Origin of the sequence: Streptomyces sp. NPDC006365 (assembly GCF_042870755.1) — a bacterium.
In the GTDB taxonomy this organism is placed as follows: Bacteria; Actinomycetota; Actinomycetes; order Streptomycetales; family Streptomycetaceae; genus Streptomyces; species Streptomyces xiangluensis.
This window is the reverse complement of record NZ_JBIAHS010000007.1, coordinates 38,589-55,184: the sequence shown is the minus strand read 5'-3', so window position 1 is coordinate 55,184 and position 16,596 is coordinate 38,589. Positions and strand designations below refer to the sequence as shown.

Sequence of the window (16,596 nt, the reverse complement as noted above, 5' to 3'; positions counted from 1 at the left end):
GTGCGGATCGTCGTCACCAACTGCAATACGACGCAGGAGATGACCGCGGAAATCGTACGAGGTGCCCGGGCCGCCGCAGGCCCGGGCACCACCGTGACCGGTCTGACCCCCGCGTGGGGGCCCGAGTCCGTGGAGGGCTGGCTCGACAGCTACCTCTCGGCGGCTGCCGTCCTCGACACTCTGCGGACGTACGACGAGCCGTACGACGCCGTCGTCATGGCGGGGTTCGGGGAGCACGGGCGTGAGGGCGTACGGGAGCTCGTGGACGTACCCGTCGTCGACATCACCGAGGCCGCGGCCCATCTCGCCTGCCTGCTCGGCCGCCGGTACGGCGTCGTCACCACGCTGGAGCGCTCGCGCGGGCAGATCGAGGACAGCCTGTACGCGGCCGGGGTCGCCCAGAACTGCGCCGCTGTCGTGAGCACGGGCCTCGGCGTTCTCGACCTCGGCGACTCCCTCCGCACACAGGAGGCCTTCGTGACCGCCGCCGAACGGGCCCGCGACGCCGGCGCGGAGGTACTGGTACTCGGCTGTGCCGGAATGACGGGGCTCCAACGGGTGGTCGGCGACAAGCTGGGCCTGCCGGTCGTCGACGGAGTCGCCGCAGCCGTGAAACTGGCCGAGTCCCTGGTAAGCCTGGGCCTGACGACGAGCCGCGCCGGGAGCTACGCGAAACCGCTGCCGAAGAGGCGGAGTTGGGGGCCGACAGACGTTCCCTAGCGGGTGACGCCGGACTCTGGCTCGGGTACGACGGCCGTCGCCGTGATCTCGACGAGCTGGCCCGGGTAGCCGAGGCAGGAGACCCCGAGGAGAGTCGACGCATGCGGGCCGGCGCTCAGCCCGGAGGCCTCGACGACGTCCCAGACCTCCGTGAGCACGGTGGGGTCGTTCGTCACGACGTACACGTCGGTGTACGCGACATGCGCCAAGTCGCTGCCGACGGCGTGCAGTTGCTCGCGCAGATTGGCGATGACCCGCTCGGCCTGGCATACGGGGTCCCCTTCGCCGACGAGCTTTCCGCCCGCGTCGAGGGGGACGGCTCCGGCGAGGAACGCGAGGCGCGTGCCCGCTTCGACCACGGAGGCATGGGAGTAGGCCGGGGGCGGGAAGAGGGTGGGGACGGTGACGCGCTTGAGCATGGGGTCTCCCGGGTTCGGCGGGGTCTCGCCAAGCGGTGACTTCCGGTGGTTTGGCTTCCGGCGACTTGACGAGAGATGGCCTGCCGATCGTGCGGGTGGCGGTGGCGGTCGCGCATCCGAGTATTCGGGCGGGAGACAGGGTGGGGCGAACAGCGGCCCCGTCCCGCCCTGCCTCACCCCGTCTCGCGAGACGAGCCGGACCTACCGCGGAGTAGGTCAACTCCGGCCAATTTCCCGGAGGGTGGCGGCCGAAACGTCATCCGGGAACCGTATGATCCCTTGCGTCTTCAAGCACGGCTGGCGCGCGGGGCCCGTATGCCCCTGTAGCCGTCAGGAACGACCACGGAACCCTGTAAGGATCCCCCCGATGACTGTTCCCCCCACTTCCCATCGCCCCAAGTCCCGCGTCACCCGGCGTGGGCTCATCGGCGCCGCCGGTGCGGTCGCGGCAGGCGCGGCGATCACCCCCGCCGTGATGGCGACCACCAACTCCGAGTCCACCGACGCGGACACCGGCACGACCAACGCCGACACCACCGCCGTCGAACCCGGTACGACATCGGAGAACTTCCCCAAGACCCGCACCAAGGCGGCCACCGGCGAAGCCCACGTCGAGGCCGCCTTTCCCATCGCCTACGTGGGCGTGACCTGGGCAGGCACGCGCGAAGCCGCCGGCGGTGGCATCCGGCTGACCGACGCCGACGGCAGCCAGGGCGCCTGGAAAGACCTGAGCGGCAGCGGCTGCTCGGACAGCAACGGCGGTGTCCTGCTCGTCTCCGCAGGCCAGGCCTCCGGTTACGAGGTGAAGGCCCCGGACGGCGCCACCGAACTGCGGTCCCTGGCCATCGACACCAAGCAGGGCCCGGCGCGCAAGGTGGCCGTTCCGCAGGACACGACCCGGGTGCGCGGCATCGCCTACCTGACGCGCGCGGCCTGGGGCGCGGACGAATCGCTGCGCTTCAAGCCGGACGGTACGGAGAACACGCCGACCGCGTACTACCCGTTCCAGACCCTCACGGTCCACCACACGGCCTCCGTCAACGCCGACCCGGACCCGGCCGCCACGGTGCGCGCGATCTACGAGCTCCACGCGGTTACCAACGACTGGGGCGACATCGGCTACCACTTCCTCATCGACGAGAAGGGCACCATCTACGAGGGCCGTTTCTCGGGCGACGACGGCATCCCGGCCCACGACGGCGACGGCAACCTCGTCACCGCCTTCCACGCCGCCGGTTTCAACTCCGGCAACCTCGGCATCGCCCTCCTCGGCACCCTGACCACCCAGGGCCCGACCGAAGCCGCCCGCGAGGCGCTCACCCGCCTGACCCGTGTCCTCGTCCGCTTCCACGGAGTCGACCCCAAGGCCCAGGTCACGTACACCAACCCGATCAACGGCACCACCAGGGACGTACCGGAAATCAGCGGTCACCGCGACTGGATGCAGACCGAGTGCCCCGGCCAGGTGATGTACGACGAACTGGCCGCCCTGCGCGACGCGGTGGCCGCCGGTCGCTGACCCCTCCCGGGACTCCGGGGGACGGGCGGCCCTGAAGTCCAGCCCGACCAGCCGCCAGGGGATGCCAGGCCGAACGTGCCGGGCATCCCCTGCCGGCTGACGGAGAGCTGCCAGTCCGCGAGGGCTGTCAGTCGGAGGGATTACGGTGGAGGCTCCGCATCACGCGCATTGCGTACGGCGATGAAGGGGGCCCCATGGACGCGGAGTTGACGGCACTGGCGGCGGCCGGAGCGACGGCGCTCGTCCAGCAGATGGTGACCGACGGCTGGGGGAACGTCCGGGACCGCGTCGCCGCCTTCTTCTCCCGAGGGAGCAACGAGGAGGTCGTCGAGGGGGAGCTGGAGGAGTCGCGAGCGGAGCTGGTGGCCGCGCGGGACACCGAGGACGAGGACGCCGCGGCCGACGTACAGGCCTCATGGCGCAGCCGCCTGAGGCGCACGTTGCGAGAGGACCCGGCAGCGGCTGCCGAGCTCCGGGCGCTGCTCGACGAGTTGGCGCCAGAGTCGGCGGCCCGGCAGCACAGCGGAACTGTCCACAACACGCACAATACGATCAGCGGTGGCGTGCACCACGGCATGGTGATCCAGGCGCACACGGTCGGCGAACCCCCGCGACGCCACCCGTAGGACCCGTAGTACCTCTCGTGACCTCCGAGGAGTGACGTCCAGTGAACGACTCCGCCTTCCTCGACCACGTCGCCGACCGCCTCGCCGCCCTCCCCACGGTCCATGCGGTGACCCTTGGCGGCTCCCGAGCCCAGGGCACCCACCGCCCGGACAGCGACTGGGATTTGGCGGTGTACTACCGCGGTGCCTTCGACCCCGAGGACCTGCGAGCCATCGGCTGGGAGGGTGAGGTCTCGGAGATCGGCGGGTGGGGCGGCGGAGTCTTCAACGGTGGGGCGTGGCTGACGATCGAGGGCCGACGTGTGGACGTCCACTATCGGGACCTGGACGTCGTCGAGCACGTGTACGCGGAGGCCGAGGAGGGCCGCTTCCACGTCGAGCCTCTGATGTTCCACCTCGCGGGAATCCCCACGTACCTGCTCGTCGCCGAGCTCGCGATCAACAAGGTGCTACGGGGCGAACTGCGGCGCCCCTCCGCCTATCCGCAGGCCCTGCGCAAGACCGCCCCCGACCGCTGGTACGGCACGGCCACCGCCACCCTCGCCTATGCGAAGGCAGGCCACGCCCCGAAGGGCGCCCTCACCCAGGTCGCGGGCGCGATCGCCGTCGCGGCGACGCAGACGGCGCATGCGGTGCTGGCGGCGCGGGGGGAGTGGGTCACAAATGAGAAGGGGGTGCTGGAGAGGGCGGGGTTGCGGGAAGTCGACGCGCTGGTGGGGAAGTTGACCCCGGATCCGGACGCATTGGCCCGGGCGACAGCGGAGGCCGAGACCCTCTTCAGTCAGGCAGTGAACCTTTCTCGATAGCCTCGACCATGCGTTCTCGGGACGGTGGATGGAGGCGGCCGGGGGGCGTGAACCTTCGGCACACGACAGACAGTTGACCGCACGGAGGCATCGGAGTGCTGGTTCTCATTTCCCCGTCCTATGGGAGCGCTGGGACACGGCGTCACTGGGCAGACACGGTCGAACAACCGGTGGACTTCATGGCACGGCGCTACGACGGGCTCCTGGCCTCCGAGGAGCGTGAGAGTCTCCTGGCCCTTCACCCGGAGGCGCGCGCCCGGTTCTGGGGCGCGACCCCCGCTCATGACGGCAAGTTCGCCGATGTGACCACAGGCGACGTGGTCCTGTTCACTGGCCAGAACCGCGTGCGGGCCATAGGAGAGGTGGGGGCGATCTTCCGCAATCGCGCGTTCGCCGATCGCCTGTGGCCTCCGGCGCCCGGTGAGCAGAGCTGGCACACCGTCTACAGCCTCGCGGACCTGGTTTCGTCGGACATCCCGTACACGGAGCTGAACGCGAGCATTGGATACAAGCCCACTCACAACTTCCCTGGCCAGATGGTCCTGCGAGGTGACAAGGCACGCGCGGTACTGGAGGACTTCATGATCACGCCGGGTACGGATTGGGACGCGGCATCCCAGCCCGTCGTCCGGCAACGCCTCGATGGCCGGGACCGGGACGTGATTCGGGTCGCGGCCGCGGAGGAACTGCGCACGCGCCGGACGGGATATCAGCGCACTCGGCGACTCATCGTCGTCGACCGTTACGAGGCCGAACTCGTCCGCACGTACAGGCAGTTCCTCGCTGATCGCGGTCAGAAGGCCGAGCGGTTCTTCTGTCCTGCCGGTGTCAGCGACATATACGTGGAAGCTGCCGATGGGGCGGAGGTGATCGAAGCCAAGAGCACCCCGAGGCACGCTCACGTGAGGCAGGCTCTGGCACAGCTCCTCGATTACGCGCCCTACAGTCCCTCCCCGGCCCGGTATCTCGCAGGGCTGTTCCCGGAAGCGCCGGAGCACGAGGACATAAAGCTGCTGCACCGCTACGGCATCGACTGCATACACCGGCAGAGCCCGGGCGGTTTCCGGCGGTTGCCCGCACCGAAGGAGCGGCGGGAGCTCATGAGCGGTATCTGGTCGGGACGGATGGAAGAGGACAACGCTCATTACACTGCCTGACGAGGCACGACGAGCAGCGCACACTTGACCAAGGGGGAGGCCGACAGCCCGTGGAACCACTGCAGGACGACGACCCGGTGGAGATCGGCGGGTACACCCTGCGGGGCCGGATCGGTGCCGGCGGGATGGGGCAGGTCTATCTCGGCGAGTCGGCCGCGGGCTCTCAGGTCGCGGTGAAGGTGATCAAGTCATCGGTACTCGACGAGGACACCCGGGCGCGGTTCGTGCTGGAGGTGGACAGCCTCAAGACGGTCTACGGCCCGTTCGTCGCCGCCTTCGTCGCTGCGGACGCGCACGCCGATCAGCCATGGCTCGCGGTCGAGTACGTCGCCGGTCCCGATCTGCGGACCTTCATCACCGAGCAGGGGCCGCTGCCCCTCGCCGAGACCGCCAGCCTGGGCGCGCTGCTCGCCGAGGGTCTGGGCACCGTGCACGAGGCCGGGCTGCTGCACCGCGACCTGAAACCGCAGAACATCCTCCTCGCCGAATACGGGCCCAAGCTGATCGACTTCGGTCTCGCGGTCCTCGCGGAGCGCCGTTCCATGTTGACGGCCACCGGATTCGTGGTCGGTTCCGTGCTGTGCATGCCTCCCGAGCAGGCTCGGGGCGAACACGACCTACAGCAGGCGGCCGACGTCTACGCTCTGGGGGCCGTGCTGCTCTACGCCGCCACCGGCCACTACCCGTACACCGGCCCCACCTGGCAGGCGGTCGCGCTCCGGATCGAGGATCCGAAGACCGCGCCCGACCTGTCCGGCCTGCCGCCCGAGCTGCTGCCTGTGCTCGAGGGCATGCTCGCGTACGACTCCACCGAGCGGCCTGAGCTGGACGAGGTCACCCGGCGGCTCGTGAGCGTCATCCACGGCTGCGGGATGACGGCGGCCCAGGCCAAGCGCAGGCTCACGGACCGGACTCCTGCCACGCCGCAGCAGGAGCCGCAGGAAGCCCCGCCGTCCCCCGACGCGGGCTACGCCCCGACGCTTGTCGACCCGGCCGCACACGAGGAGGACGCCGAGCAGCCCTCGGACCAGCGGCAGCCGGAGCCCGGAGAATGGGAATCCGACGAGCCGTACGACCAGGAGCCGGGGGCCAAGTCCGGGGCCGAGCACCAGCCCGAGCCCGAGCCCGTGCTGGTCGCCCAGCCCGGAGCGCGGCTCTCCTCACGCTCGGCTGACCCCATGTCCCGCCTCTCCGCACCCCTCCAGATCGCCGAGCGCATGCGGGCCGCCTACGCACGCGACGCCCGTCTCTGACCGCTCCCGGAGCTTCTGTCAACGGATCTGTGGCCACCTGAGATACGGCCCGGCCTGACCCCGGTCCGCTCCCCACCGCATCCGAACGAGGGCCAAACGACCCCTCCGCCCCCACCCACCCCCGTGAAAGACTCACCGGAGCATGCACCGCAACGCGCACTTCACGGAGGAAAAAGGCGTGGCAGACCAGGGGGCCGCCCACACCGACACCCACCCCGAGGCCGGAACCGAGCCCCACCCCGAGCCCGGAACCGAGCCCCGGGAAGAGACCAGGTATCCCCCCGGCGCCCAGATCCTCGTCCGCGACGAGGAGTGGCTCGTCAAGAACGCCAAGCGGGTCGGCGTCCACGACGGCGACCGTATCGAAGCCATCGGTGTCTCGGAGTTCGTGCGGGACGAGGAAGCCGTCTTCTTCACCGGTATCGACACCGTCGACCTCCTCGAACCGGAGAGCACCCGCCTGGTCCCCGACACCTCCTCCTACTTCCGCCGCAGCCGCCTGTTCCTCGAAGCCGTCCTGCGCAAGACCCCGCTCCCGCAGTCCGAGCGCGGGCTCGCGCTCGCGGACCGTTTCCTGCTGGACCCGCTTGCCTACCAGCAGCGCCCGGCCGAACTCGCGCTCTCCATGCGCAACCTGCGCCCCCGCATCCTGATCGCGGACGTGGTCGGACTCGGAAAGACGCTGGAGATCGGGCTCATCCTGGCCGAGCTGATCCGCCGTGGCCGGGGCGAGCGGATCCTCGTCGTCACGCCGCAGAGCATTCTGGAGCAGTTCCAGCGCGAGTTGTGGACCCGCTTCTCCATCCCCCTCGTCCGCCTGGACTCCCTCGGTATTCAGCGCATCCAGCGGGAAATCCCGGCGGGACGCAACCCGTTCACGCACTACAAGCGCGTGATCATCTCCGTCGACACGCTCAAGAACATCGGGCAGTACCGCCACCACCTGGAGCGCATCCAGTGGGACGCCGTCGTCATCGACGAGTCCCACAACCTCATCAACCCCGGCAGCCAGCGCCGCGCCCTCGCCGAGATCCTCGGCCCGCGCACCGATGCCCTCCTGCTCGCCAGCGCCACCCCGCACAACGGCGACAAGCAGTCCTTCGCCGACCTGATCTCGCTCCTCGACCCGGCCGCCATCGCCGACCCGAACCACTACGACCCGGAGAAGGACCTCGGGCATCTCTTCATCCGGCGGACGAAGATCAGCCCTGAAGTCCGGGATCAGATGGGCGATGAATGGGCCGATCGCGGCCCCACCGTCTCCCTGCGCTGCACCGCCACCGCCGCCGAGGAGAAGGTCTTCGCGGAGCTGACCGAGCACTGGCTGCCGGTCAAGCCCAGCAGCACGGAGTTCGGAACGGCCGACCAGGACCGGCAGTCCGTCAGCACGGACCGGCTCTTCCCGTTCAACCTGCTCAAGACCTTCCTGTCCTCGCACGTGGCCCTCGGAGAGACGGTCGCCACCCGCGCCAAGAACCTCGCCGAGAAGGCCCGTAAGGCCGAAGAGTCGGGGCAGCGGCCCGACCCCGCCGTCGAGCGTGAGCAGGACGCCCTGGTCAGGCTGCGCGCGCTCACCGACTCCATCGGCGACGGCGGCGCACCCGGCGACTCCGCCAAACTGGACGCCCTCGTCGAGCAGCTCAAGGAGATCGGTGTCGGCCCGCGCAGCACCACACGTGCCGTCGTCTTCTCCGAGCGCGTAAAGACCCTCAAGTGGCTGGCCAGGGTCGTTCCCCCGAGGCTCGGGTTCCCCGCGAAGGAGTCCACAGAGAACGCGAAGGCCGTCCGCCTCATGCACGGCGGGCTCAGCGACGACGAGCAGCAGAAGGTCCTTGAGGCGTTCGGTCTCGCCGAGAATCCGGTACGTCTCCTCTTCACCGGTGACGTCGCCTCCGAAGGCGTCAACCTGCACCGGCAGTGCCACCACCTGATCCACTACGACATCCCGTGGTCGCTGATCCGTATCGAGCAGCGCAACGGCCGTATCGACCGGTACGGGCAGAAGTACGAGCCCCAGTTCCGCGCCCTGATCCTCACCTCCGTCAACCCCGCCGCAAAGGACGACCGCACGGTCGCCGAGAAGCTTCTCCAGCGGGAGGAGGAGGCTCACAAGCTGAACGGCACGGCCGAGGCGGAGACCGGCTACTACCGCGCCGAGGAAGAGGAACGACGGCTCATCCGTGAACTCGTCGAGGGCGGGACCGTAGAGGACTTCCTCGACTCGGCGCCGGCCACAGACGACGACGGCATGCTCGCCGATCTCTTCGGTCAGGTCGACTCGATCACCGAGCACGAGCTGCCGCCGCGCGCCCAGGTGCCGAGCCTCTTCGAGGGCGACACCTCCGCCTTCGTGGACGCGGCCCTCGCCGAGCTGTACGAGGAGCGGGCCGAGGACGTGATCGGGCTGGCTCGCGGCAAGGATCCCAAGGTGCCCAAGGGCGGCGAGTTCCTGTCCCTGTCGCCGGCCAAGGCGCCCGATCTGCTGCACCGGCTCAAGGCGCTGCCACCCTCCTATCTCAGGGAGCAGGGCGTGGCCGAGCGCATGCTGGTCACGTTCGACCGCACGCTCGCCGAGCGCAAGCTCAGCGATGCCCGCGAGAGTTCGGACACGCAGTGGCCGAACGTCTCCTTCCTCACCGACATCCACCCGGTGGTGGAGTGGCTGACGGACAAGGTGCTCGTGCAGTTCGGCCGCCAGGAGGCGCCGGTCATCGCGTCCCCGTACGTCCGTCACCCCACGTTCCTGATCCAGGGCATCTACTCCAACGCGCTCGGCCGTCCCACCGTCGTGAAGTGGATGGCCGTCACGGGGCTGCCCAGTACGCCGGTCGTGGGCCCGCTCTCCGCCGCCCTGGACGCCGCCCGCGTCGGCCCCGCGCTCCCCGTCACCGGCGGCCCGCGCGACCCGCACCGCCTCAAGTCCCTTGTCCCGGCCGCCGTTTCGGCGGCACGCGACCATCTGGAACGTACGAAGGACGCCTGGGACGAGTTGATCAGCGAGCCGCTCGCGGAGTACCGCAAGCAGCTGGCCGAATGGCGTCAGGAGTCCCTGCTGCCCGGCCTGTCCAGCCGCCGGCAGCGGCAGATCGAGGACACCGCGGACGAACAGGCGCACCTCCTCGACCAGTTGCAGACGACGGGCCGCCCCTTGCTGCGCGTACTGGCCGTCCTCGACAAGCCCGCCACCCCGGAGACCACTCCGGCGACGGCGATCACCGCGGAGAGCTGACGTGACCTACGACTCCCTGGTCAACCACGGCGACTACCTGTCGGCGCACTACCTGGCCGAGGTCCTGCCCAAGGACCTCAAGGCCAAGGACGGACTGCTCGCCCGCTGGACGGCGTTCGAGGAGGCGGAGCGCCGCCGCCATACCGAAGCCGTTGCCGACGCCAAGAGCATGGGCGAGAACGCAGTAGACGCGGACACCGTCCCGCCACGCGCCCGCACGCCCCGCGAGGGCCTGCGTGCCCTGCACGGCCCGTACTTCGCGAGCCGCGCCGCCTTCGAGCAGGACGCCGAGGCCGCCGCGAACCCCGACGAACCCGCCCCGGCCGACTGGTCCAAGCGCCTCACAGGCCTCCACCTCGACACGCTCCGCGCGCTGGGCTTCACCGCGGCGCACGAGCAGACGGTCGCGGTCCACCGCTCCGGGCACGAGTACGCCGTCCAGGCAGCCCACCACGAACCAGGGCTGATCACCGCCGTCTCCTGCGGCTGGACCGCCCGCCCCGACGCGGCCCTCGATCCCGACGGCCCGGGCCGCCTCCTGCACCCCGTCGCCCTGGAGGCCTCCGCCCGCCTCACCGACGGCAAGGCGCTCACCGACTTCCTCTTCGAGTGCGACGAACCCCCGCGCTACGTCCTCCTCCTGGCCGGCGGCGTCATCGTCCTCGCCGACCGCATGGCCTGGCACGAGGGCCGCTACCTCGCCGTCAGCCTCGACACCGCGCTGCACCGCCGTGACGACCGCAGCGGTGGCGAACTCGACACCATCGCCGCCCTGTTCGGCGCCGACTCGATGCGCGTCCCCGAGGAGGGCGGTACGGCGCCGCTCGCCGACTTCGTCGACAAGTCCGGCAAGCACGCGGTGGGTGTCTCCACCGAACTCCGCGAAGGCCTGCGCCTGTCCGTCGAGTGGATCGCCAACGAGGTGCTGGCCCGGTTGCGCGAACAGGGCGTCACCCCGGACCGGTTGGACGACCCGGCCCGCCTCGCCAAACAGCTGAGCCGCGAGTCGCTGCGCTACCTCTACCGGATCCTCTTCCTCCTCTACGCCGAGTCCCAGCCGGCGCTCGGCATCCTGCCGTCCGCGTATCCCGAGTACGCCCAGGGGTATGGCCTCCAGCGCCTCGGCGACCTCGTCGTCCGCGACCTGATCGGCGAGAAGTCCCGCCAGGGCTTCCACCTGTACGAGTCCCTCGACCTGCTCTTCAAGATGGTCGAGAAGGGCCACCGCCAGTACGGCAGCGAACCCGAGGACCTGGCCGCCGAAGCCGCCGACCGGCAGGCGAAGGACGCCGAGAACGAGGCCGACCGGCTCCTCGCCGAGGGCGCCATCACGCGGCAGGAGCACACCGACCGCGTACACGAGGCCGGCCGCCTGCGCCGGTCCGCCGCGCTCAGCGCCGACACCGGGCTGCGCTTCGAGCCGCTGCGGTCGGAGCTGTTCAAGGAGGGCGCGGTACGGCTCATCGGGCAGGGGCGCCTGGAGAACCCCGGGTACGAAGGTGAAGGCTCCGAGGAGCCCCCGTACCTGGACACCCGCCTGCGTAACGAGACCCTGCACCGCGTGCTGCGCCGCCTGATGCTCACCAAGGGCAAGGGCCGCGAGCGCGGTGGCTTCATCTCGTACGCGCAGCTCGGCATCAACCAACTCGGCGCGGTCTACGAGGGGTTGATGTCCTACACGGGCTTCATCGCCGACGAGGACCTGTACGAGGTGGCCAAGGGCGGCGATCCGTCCGGGGGCAGCTGGATGATCCCGGCGTCCAGGGTGCAGGACTATCCGGACGAGGTCTTCGTCCAGCGCGAGGACAAGGACACGGGCCTGCTCGGGCGGGTCACGCACCCCAGGGGCTCGTTCGTGTACCGGCTCGCGGGCCGCGACCGCCAGACGTCCGCGTCGTACTACACGCCGCCCTCCCTGACCGAGGTGACGGTCGAGCTGGCGCTCCGGCACCGCCTCACCGACGACACCCCGGCGCGCGAGCTGCTGGAGTGGAAGATCTGCGAGCCCGCGCTGGGCTCCGGCGCGTTCCTCAACGAGGCCATCGACCAGGTGGCGGAGGAGTATCTGCGGCGCCGGGAACGGGAGTTGAAGCAGCGCGTCGACCCCGAGCAGCGGCAGATCGAGCTGCAGAAGGTGAAGGCGTACATCGCACTGCACAACGCGTACGGCGTCGACCTGAACGCCACGGCCGTGGAGTTGGCCGAGGTGTCGCTGTGGCTCAACACCATGCACCCCGGCATGCAGGCGCCGTGGTTCGGCCTGCACCTGCGGCGCGGCAACTCGCTCATCGGGGCCGGACGGAAGGTGTACGCGGCCGAGGATCTGCCCGCCGGCGCCTGGCTGGCGAAGAAGGACCCGCTGCCGCCGCGTGAACTTCCCTTCCGGGAGGGCGAGTTGCCCGAGGGCGCCGTCCACCACTTCCTGCTGCCGGCCGCCGGGTGGGGCGCGGTCGCCGCCGAACCGGAGGCCAAGAAGCTCGCGGAGGCTGAGGCCGCGACGCTCGGGGCCTGGCGCAAGGGCATCCAGAAGGCGCCGAAGAAGAAGACTGATCAGCGGCGGCTGCAGGGGGTCGCCCGGCGGGTCGAGTTCCTGTGGAGCCTGGTCGCCAAGCGGCTCGAACTGTCCGAGCGGAAGGTGTCGCGACGGATCGACGTGTGGGGCGCGGACTGGCTGGAGCACTCGGGCGAGGCCGTCGAGCGGCAGCGGATCCTGGACGATCTGACGGCCGGCGGTACGCCGTACTGGCGGCTCAAGACGGTCATGGACGCGTGGTGCGCGCTGTGGTTCTGGCCGCTCGACAAGGTGGCCGAGCTGGACGGTTCGGCGTATGTGTACGAGACCGGGGGCGCCCTTGTCACGGAGGGCGACCTGCGTCAACGGCCGGGCACGCCACCCGAGGCGGAGGTGAGCGAGCCGGAGGCCGCGCCGCCGCCCGAGCCTGCGGGACCCGCTCCGGGGGATCTCGTCTGGGAGGCGGCGGGGATCTTCGACGATCCGGACGGGGAGCAGGGGGCGTTCGCGGCCGGGGATCCGGACAAGGGCCTGGAGGGCAGGAGGAAGCGTGGGGCGACCGGTCGCGTGTCCCGGATCAAGGAGGACCGGTGGCGGCGGTCCATCCCGCTGAAGACGCTGGACGACTGGCTGGACTTCGTCGAGTGCGTGCTCGGCACGAAGGACGTGCCGGAGGGTTCGTTCCTGGACGGCATCGACAAGCTTCCGGTGGACGAGGCGCTGGCTGAACTCACGGCGTTCGAGGGGCACGTGGACGGCCAGATGGGCATGGACGCCGCCGGCAAGCTGCGCTTCCGCTTCCCGTGGCTCGAAACGGTCTGGGATGTCGCCGGCTCCACGGAGAAGGACATACAGGCCGAAGACGGGCACGGGTTCTTCCACTGGGAGCTGCACTTCGCGCATGTGTTCCGCGGGGAGAGCGGTGGGTTCGATTTGCAGGTGGGGAATCCGCCCTGGGTACGGCCCGAGTGGCTGGAGAACCAGGTCCTCGCCGAGCGGGATCCATGGTTCATGCTCACGGAGAAGCCTGCGGCGACGGTACGGCAGGAGCGGAAGGACGAGCTGTTGGGGGACTCGGAGGCGCTGCGGTACTACCTGGGTGAGCTTGCTGCGGTGAGCGCGATGTCGAGGTTCCTGGGGTCGCCGGTGGCGTATCCCTTGTTGGCGGGTACACGGCCGGACTTGTACCGGGCGTTCATGTGTCAGGCGTGGGAGAACTCCGGTGTGGACGGGATTGCGGGGCTAATCCATCTGGACTCGCACTTCAGCGGGGTGAACGAGGGACGGCTCAGGGCGGCGTCCTACCGACACCTGCGGGTACACGCACACTTCTCCAACCGGCTTCAGCTGTTCGAGGACGTGGAGGGGACCCGGCAATTCGGGGTCAACATCTACGGTTCGGACAGACCTGTGCAGTTCACGCACGTCAGCTGGCTGTTCGACCCCGTGGCACTGCGGGATTCCTTTGACCACGACGGTCAGGGTGATCTGCCCGGCATCAAGCACGAGGGACAGTGGGAACGGCGACCGCATCGTGCACGCCTAGTGGATGTGGACGCCGAGCTGCTCGCCCAATGGCACAAGCTGTCTGGCGAGACGGAGGTACCGCCTTCGCAGGCAGCGCTGCTCTACCCGGTGACCACTTACGAGCAGGGCGCCATCGAGGCCATGTCGGCGGTGGAAGACAGGCTGGGGGAGCGGCCGGTCAGCCAGGGGTACAACGAGACCAATGCCAAGAAGGACGGGCTCATCCGCTGGGAGACGTCTCTCTGCAACGATTTGCGGGACCTCGTGCTCCAAGGACCACACTTCGCGGGCGGCACTCCGTTCAACAAGCAGCCCAAGATGCCGTGCCGGACGAACCGGGACTGGTCGGGCTGGGATCTGACGGCGCTGCCCGCCCGTGCCGTCCCGCGCACGAACTACGTGCGGCCCGAGTCCTGTTCGCCAGAGCGTTACGTGAGAGGGCAGGACCGCTGGCTGGACCACGGTCGCCTGGACGTCGGCTGGAAGCCCTCAGCCGACGAGTGGGCGAACCGCGGCAATGTGCTGTCCGAGGAGGAGCTGGAGCTTCCGAAGGACGAGCAACGGGAGCTTCTGCGGCGGCGGTTGTGGCTCTTCCGGCCGTACACGGAGTTCTACCGGCTGACGTGGCGGTGCATGATTCCGTTCGACACGGAGCGGAGCCTGTTCGCTGCGCTGATCCCGCCAGGGCCAGCGCACGTCGATGCCGTACAGTCTGTGGCTTTGCCGGACAACCGCACTACCACTCTCAATGCGGGTTTCTGGGCCGCTCTGCCGCTGGACTATCTTCTGCGCATCAGCGGTCGGTCGCACCTGCGGATTTCCGAAGCCAGCAAGATGCCGTACGCCCACCCCGACCACCCCCTCGCTGGTGCCCTCCTCCTCCGCACCCTCCGCCTCAACTGCCTCACCGAGGCGTACGCCCCCCTCTGGGAGGAGCTGTACGACATGACATGGCCCGGCTACGAGGGCTGGGCAGTGCAGTGGCCAAGGGTCGCCCCGCTGGCCGGACACCTCAAGTCCGCCTGGGAGTATGCCACTCCACTCCGAACCGAGTGCGAGCGCCGGGCGGCGCTCGTCGAGTTGGACGCGCTGGTCGCCGTGTGGCTCGGCGTCACCGCTGACCAGCTCGTAGCGATCTACAAGTCGCGCTATCCGGTCCTGTCGGACTACGAGGCTGAGACGTGGTTCGATGGGAAGGGGCGCAAGATCGCGAGGAATCACAACACCCACGGGTACGGCCAGACCAAGGAGAACTACGAGCAGTTCCTGGCCTTCCAAAAGAAGGAGCGCACCGAGCCGCCCGAGGGCTACGCCGAGCCCTTCTACAAGGCCGACCGCGAGAAGGAGATGCGTGCCGCACACGCCTACTTCGAGGCCCGGCTGAACAGCGCCTGTTGAACGACCGTGTCCCGCACCGGAGTTGACCCGGTGCAGGGCACGGCGTTGTGAACGGTCAGGCCTGGGCGGCGTACGAGACGAAGTCGGTCCAGGTGGTGGGGGAGAGGGCGAGTTGCGGGCCCTGCTCGTCCTTGGAGTCCCGGACGTGGACGGTGTCGGGGCAGGTAGCTACCTCTACGCAGTCGCCGGAAGCGCTGCTGCTGTAGCTGCTCTTGAACCAGGCCAGGTCGGACGTGCTCATAGGTCTCCTCGCATCCGCTGCAACAGGCTCACGGAGTCCTGGATGGTGAGAGCCTGTGAACGCATCCTGGCATACCGCCTCTGGAGCACGCTGACCACTTTCGAGTCCGAGATCAACTGACCGCTCTCCGGGGCCTCGGTGTAAGCGAACCACTTGTTCTCGGGGGTTTCCAGCAGTTGCACAGGGCCGTGTAGACCAGCGTGTGATTCCTGCACCAGAGGCATGATCTGGATCTCGACGTTCCGCAACTGGCCGATCTCCAGCACATGATCGATGAGTTCCCGCGTGACCTCCGCCCCGCCTGTCCGTCGTACAAATAGCTGCTCTTCCAGGATGAAGCCGAAGGTGGTGTTCGGCCGCTCCCTCAGTAGCCGCTGGCGCTCCGTCCGGGCAGCCCACCGTTCCGCGATCTGCGCGTCGTCCAGCGGCGGCAACTGGTCGGCGGACAACGCTCGCGCGTACGCCTCCGTCTGTAGCAACCCCGGGATCATGCGGCACTCGTACGTATAAAGAGTGATCGCCGTGGCCTCCAGGCGAGCCCACTGCCGGAACCAAGCTGCCAACCCCGGCTGCCGCGCCAGATGCCGTACCGACTTCCGCAGCGCTCCCGTGTTCCCTGTCGCATCCTCGGACCGCTCCACCAACGTCGGGTCCGGCATCCGGCGCCCCAACTCCACGGACGCCACCGTGTGCTTGGAGAACCGCACCAGTTCGGCGAACTCCTGCCTGCTCAGGCCCGCATGCTCGCGCAGGGCCTGGAGTACGGCGCCGAACGTCCGCAGGCTGTCGGAGAACTCCGGCTCGCCGCGGAAGGTGGCCGGAATCCCGGCCGTCGCCTCCGCCGGCGTACCGCCCGCGTCCGCCCCGCAGACATCCGTACCGACCGTGTCATCGGCCACCCTTGGCCACCTCCCGCGCACGCGCCCCGACCCACACACCCAACCTGCCCATCGTTACGGCACGTGACGAGTACCGTCCAGTCCGTAACCGCGTACGCTCGCGCAGCGTACGCGGGGCGGACCTGGTGAAGTGCCCTTCCGGCCGCCACATTGGGCACCTGACACGACCGGCCGACCGCCAACACCCCGTCCCCGTATGTGTGTTCACCCCGCTTCAGTGCCACCCATTAGGCGCCCGCCTCGCCCCGCGTTTCGTGATGTGCCCGCAATATTCAGGCAGTTGACCCAGG

The 16,596-nt window shown here is 69.3% G+C and carries 11 protein-coding genes; 8 read left to right on the top strand and 3 right to left on the bottom strand.

What is annotated here, in order from left to right; genetic code table 11:
* A complete protein-coding gene (locus ACFYO0_RS20530; RefSeq protein WP_388677742.1) occupies window positions 1-720 on the top strand; it encodes an aspartate/glutamate racemase family protein in 720 nt (239 codons plus the stop codon).
* Here ACFYO0_RS20530 and ACFYO0_RS20525 read toward each other — a convergent pair.
* Complete coding sequence (locus tag ACFYO0_RS20525; protein WP_388677739.1) at window positions 717-1,139, bottom strand: RidA family protein; 423 nt, start codon at window positions 1,137-1,139, stop codon at window positions 717-719. The two genes, ACFYO0_RS20530 and ACFYO0_RS20525, sit on opposite strands and share 4 nt — an antisense overlap.
* Window positions 1,140-1,506: 367 nt before the next feature.
* Between ACFYO0_RS20525 and ACFYO0_RS20520 the strand changes: the two genes are divergently transcribed.
* The 7 genes from ACFYO0_RS20520 to ACFYO0_RS20490 all read left to right on the top strand — a co-directional run bounded on the left by ACFYO0_RS20520 (window position 1,507) and on the right by ACFYO0_RS20490 (window position 15,166).
* Window positions 1,507-2,658: a peptidoglycan recognition family protein gene (locus ACFYO0_RS20520; RefSeq protein WP_388677736.1), complete on the top strand. Its 1,152-nt coding sequence runs from the start codon at window positions 1,507-1,509 to the stop codon at window positions 2,656-2,658.
* A gap of 194 nt (window positions 2,659-2,852) precedes the next feature.
* Window positions 2,853-3,284, top strand: coding sequence for a hypothetical protein (locus tag ACFYO0_RS20515; protein ID WP_388677733.1), 432 nt, complete (start codon window positions 2,853-2,855; stop codon window positions 3,282-3,284).
* Window positions 3,285-3,325: 41 nt separating this feature from the next.
* Window positions 3,326-4,090, top strand: a complete 765-nt coding sequence (locus tag ACFYO0_RS20510) for a nucleotidyltransferase domain-containing protein (RefSeq protein WP_388677730.1) — start codon at window positions 3,326-3,328, stop codon at window positions 4,088-4,090.
* 179 nt (window positions 4,091-4,269) lie between these two features.
* Complete coding sequence (locus tag ACFYO0_RS20505) at window positions 4,270-5,247, top strand: hypothetical protein (RefSeq protein WP_388677727.1); 978 nt, start codon at window positions 4,270-4,272, stop codon at window positions 5,245-5,247.
* A gap of 50 nt (window positions 5,248-5,297) precedes the next feature.
* Window positions 5,298-6,500: a protein kinase gene (locus ACFYO0_RS20500; protein ID WP_388677724.1), complete on the top strand. Its 1,203-nt coding sequence runs from the start codon at window positions 5,298-5,300 to the stop codon at window positions 6,498-6,500.
* A gap of 178 nt (window positions 6,501-6,678) precedes the next feature.
* Window positions 6,679-9,729: a helicase-related protein gene (locus ACFYO0_RS20495; protein WP_388677722.1), complete on the top strand. Its 3,051-nt coding sequence runs from the start codon at window positions 6,679-6,681 to the stop codon at window positions 9,727-9,729.
* A gap of 1 nt (window position 9,730) precedes the next feature.
* Window positions 9,731-15,166: an Eco57I restriction-modification methylase domain-containing protein gene (locus ACFYO0_RS20490; protein ID WP_388677719.1), complete on the top strand. Its 5,436-nt coding sequence runs from the start codon at window positions 9,731-9,733 to the stop codon at window positions 15,164-15,166.
* A gap of 55 nt (window positions 15,167-15,221) precedes the next feature.
* Here ACFYO0_RS20490 and ACFYO0_RS20485 read toward each other — a convergent pair whose 3' ends face one another.
* Both ACFYO0_RS20485 and ACFYO0_RS20480 read right to left on the bottom strand, forming a co-directional pair.
* Window positions 15,222-15,407 carry a DUF397 domain-containing protein gene (locus tag ACFYO0_RS20485; protein ID WP_388677716.1) on the bottom strand — a complete coding sequence of 62 codons (186 nt, stop codon included), beginning with the start codon at window positions 15,405-15,407 and terminating at the stop codon, window positions 15,222-15,224.
* Window positions 15,404-16,306 (bottom strand): helix-turn-helix domain-containing protein, encoded by a 903-nt coding sequence (locus tag ACFYO0_RS20480; RefSeq protein WP_388677713.1) that lies wholly within the window; start codon window positions 16,304-16,306, stop codon window positions 15,404-15,406. Before ACFYO0_RS20480 ends, ACFYO0_RS20485 begins: the two co-directional genes overlap by 4 nt.
* Window positions 16,307-16,596: the final 290 nt, after the last annotated feature.

Bases quoted from the DNA above. Each gene is read 5' to 3' on its own strand.
- ACFYO0_RS20520 (WP_388677736.1), top strand. From the start codon at position 1,507: ATGACTGTTCCCCCCACTTCCCATCGCCCCAAGTCCCGCGTCACCCGG.
- ACFYO0_RS20505 (WP_388677727.1), top strand. From the start codon at position 4,270: ATGGCACGGCGCTACGACGGGCTCCTGGCCTCCGAGGAGCGTGAGAGT.
- ACFYO0_RS20485 (WP_388677716.1), bottom strand. From the start codon at position 15,407: ATGAGCACGTCCGACCTGGCCTGGTTCAAGAGCAGCTACAGCAGCAGC.
- ACFYO0_RS20525 (WP_388677739.1), bottom strand. From the start codon at position 1,139: ATGCTCAAGCGCGTCACCGTCCCCACCCTCTTCCCGCCCCCGGCCTAC.
- ACFYO0_RS20515 (WP_388677733.1), top strand. From the start codon at position 2,853: ATGGACGCGGAGTTGACGGCACTGGCGGCGGCCGGAGCGACGGCGCTC.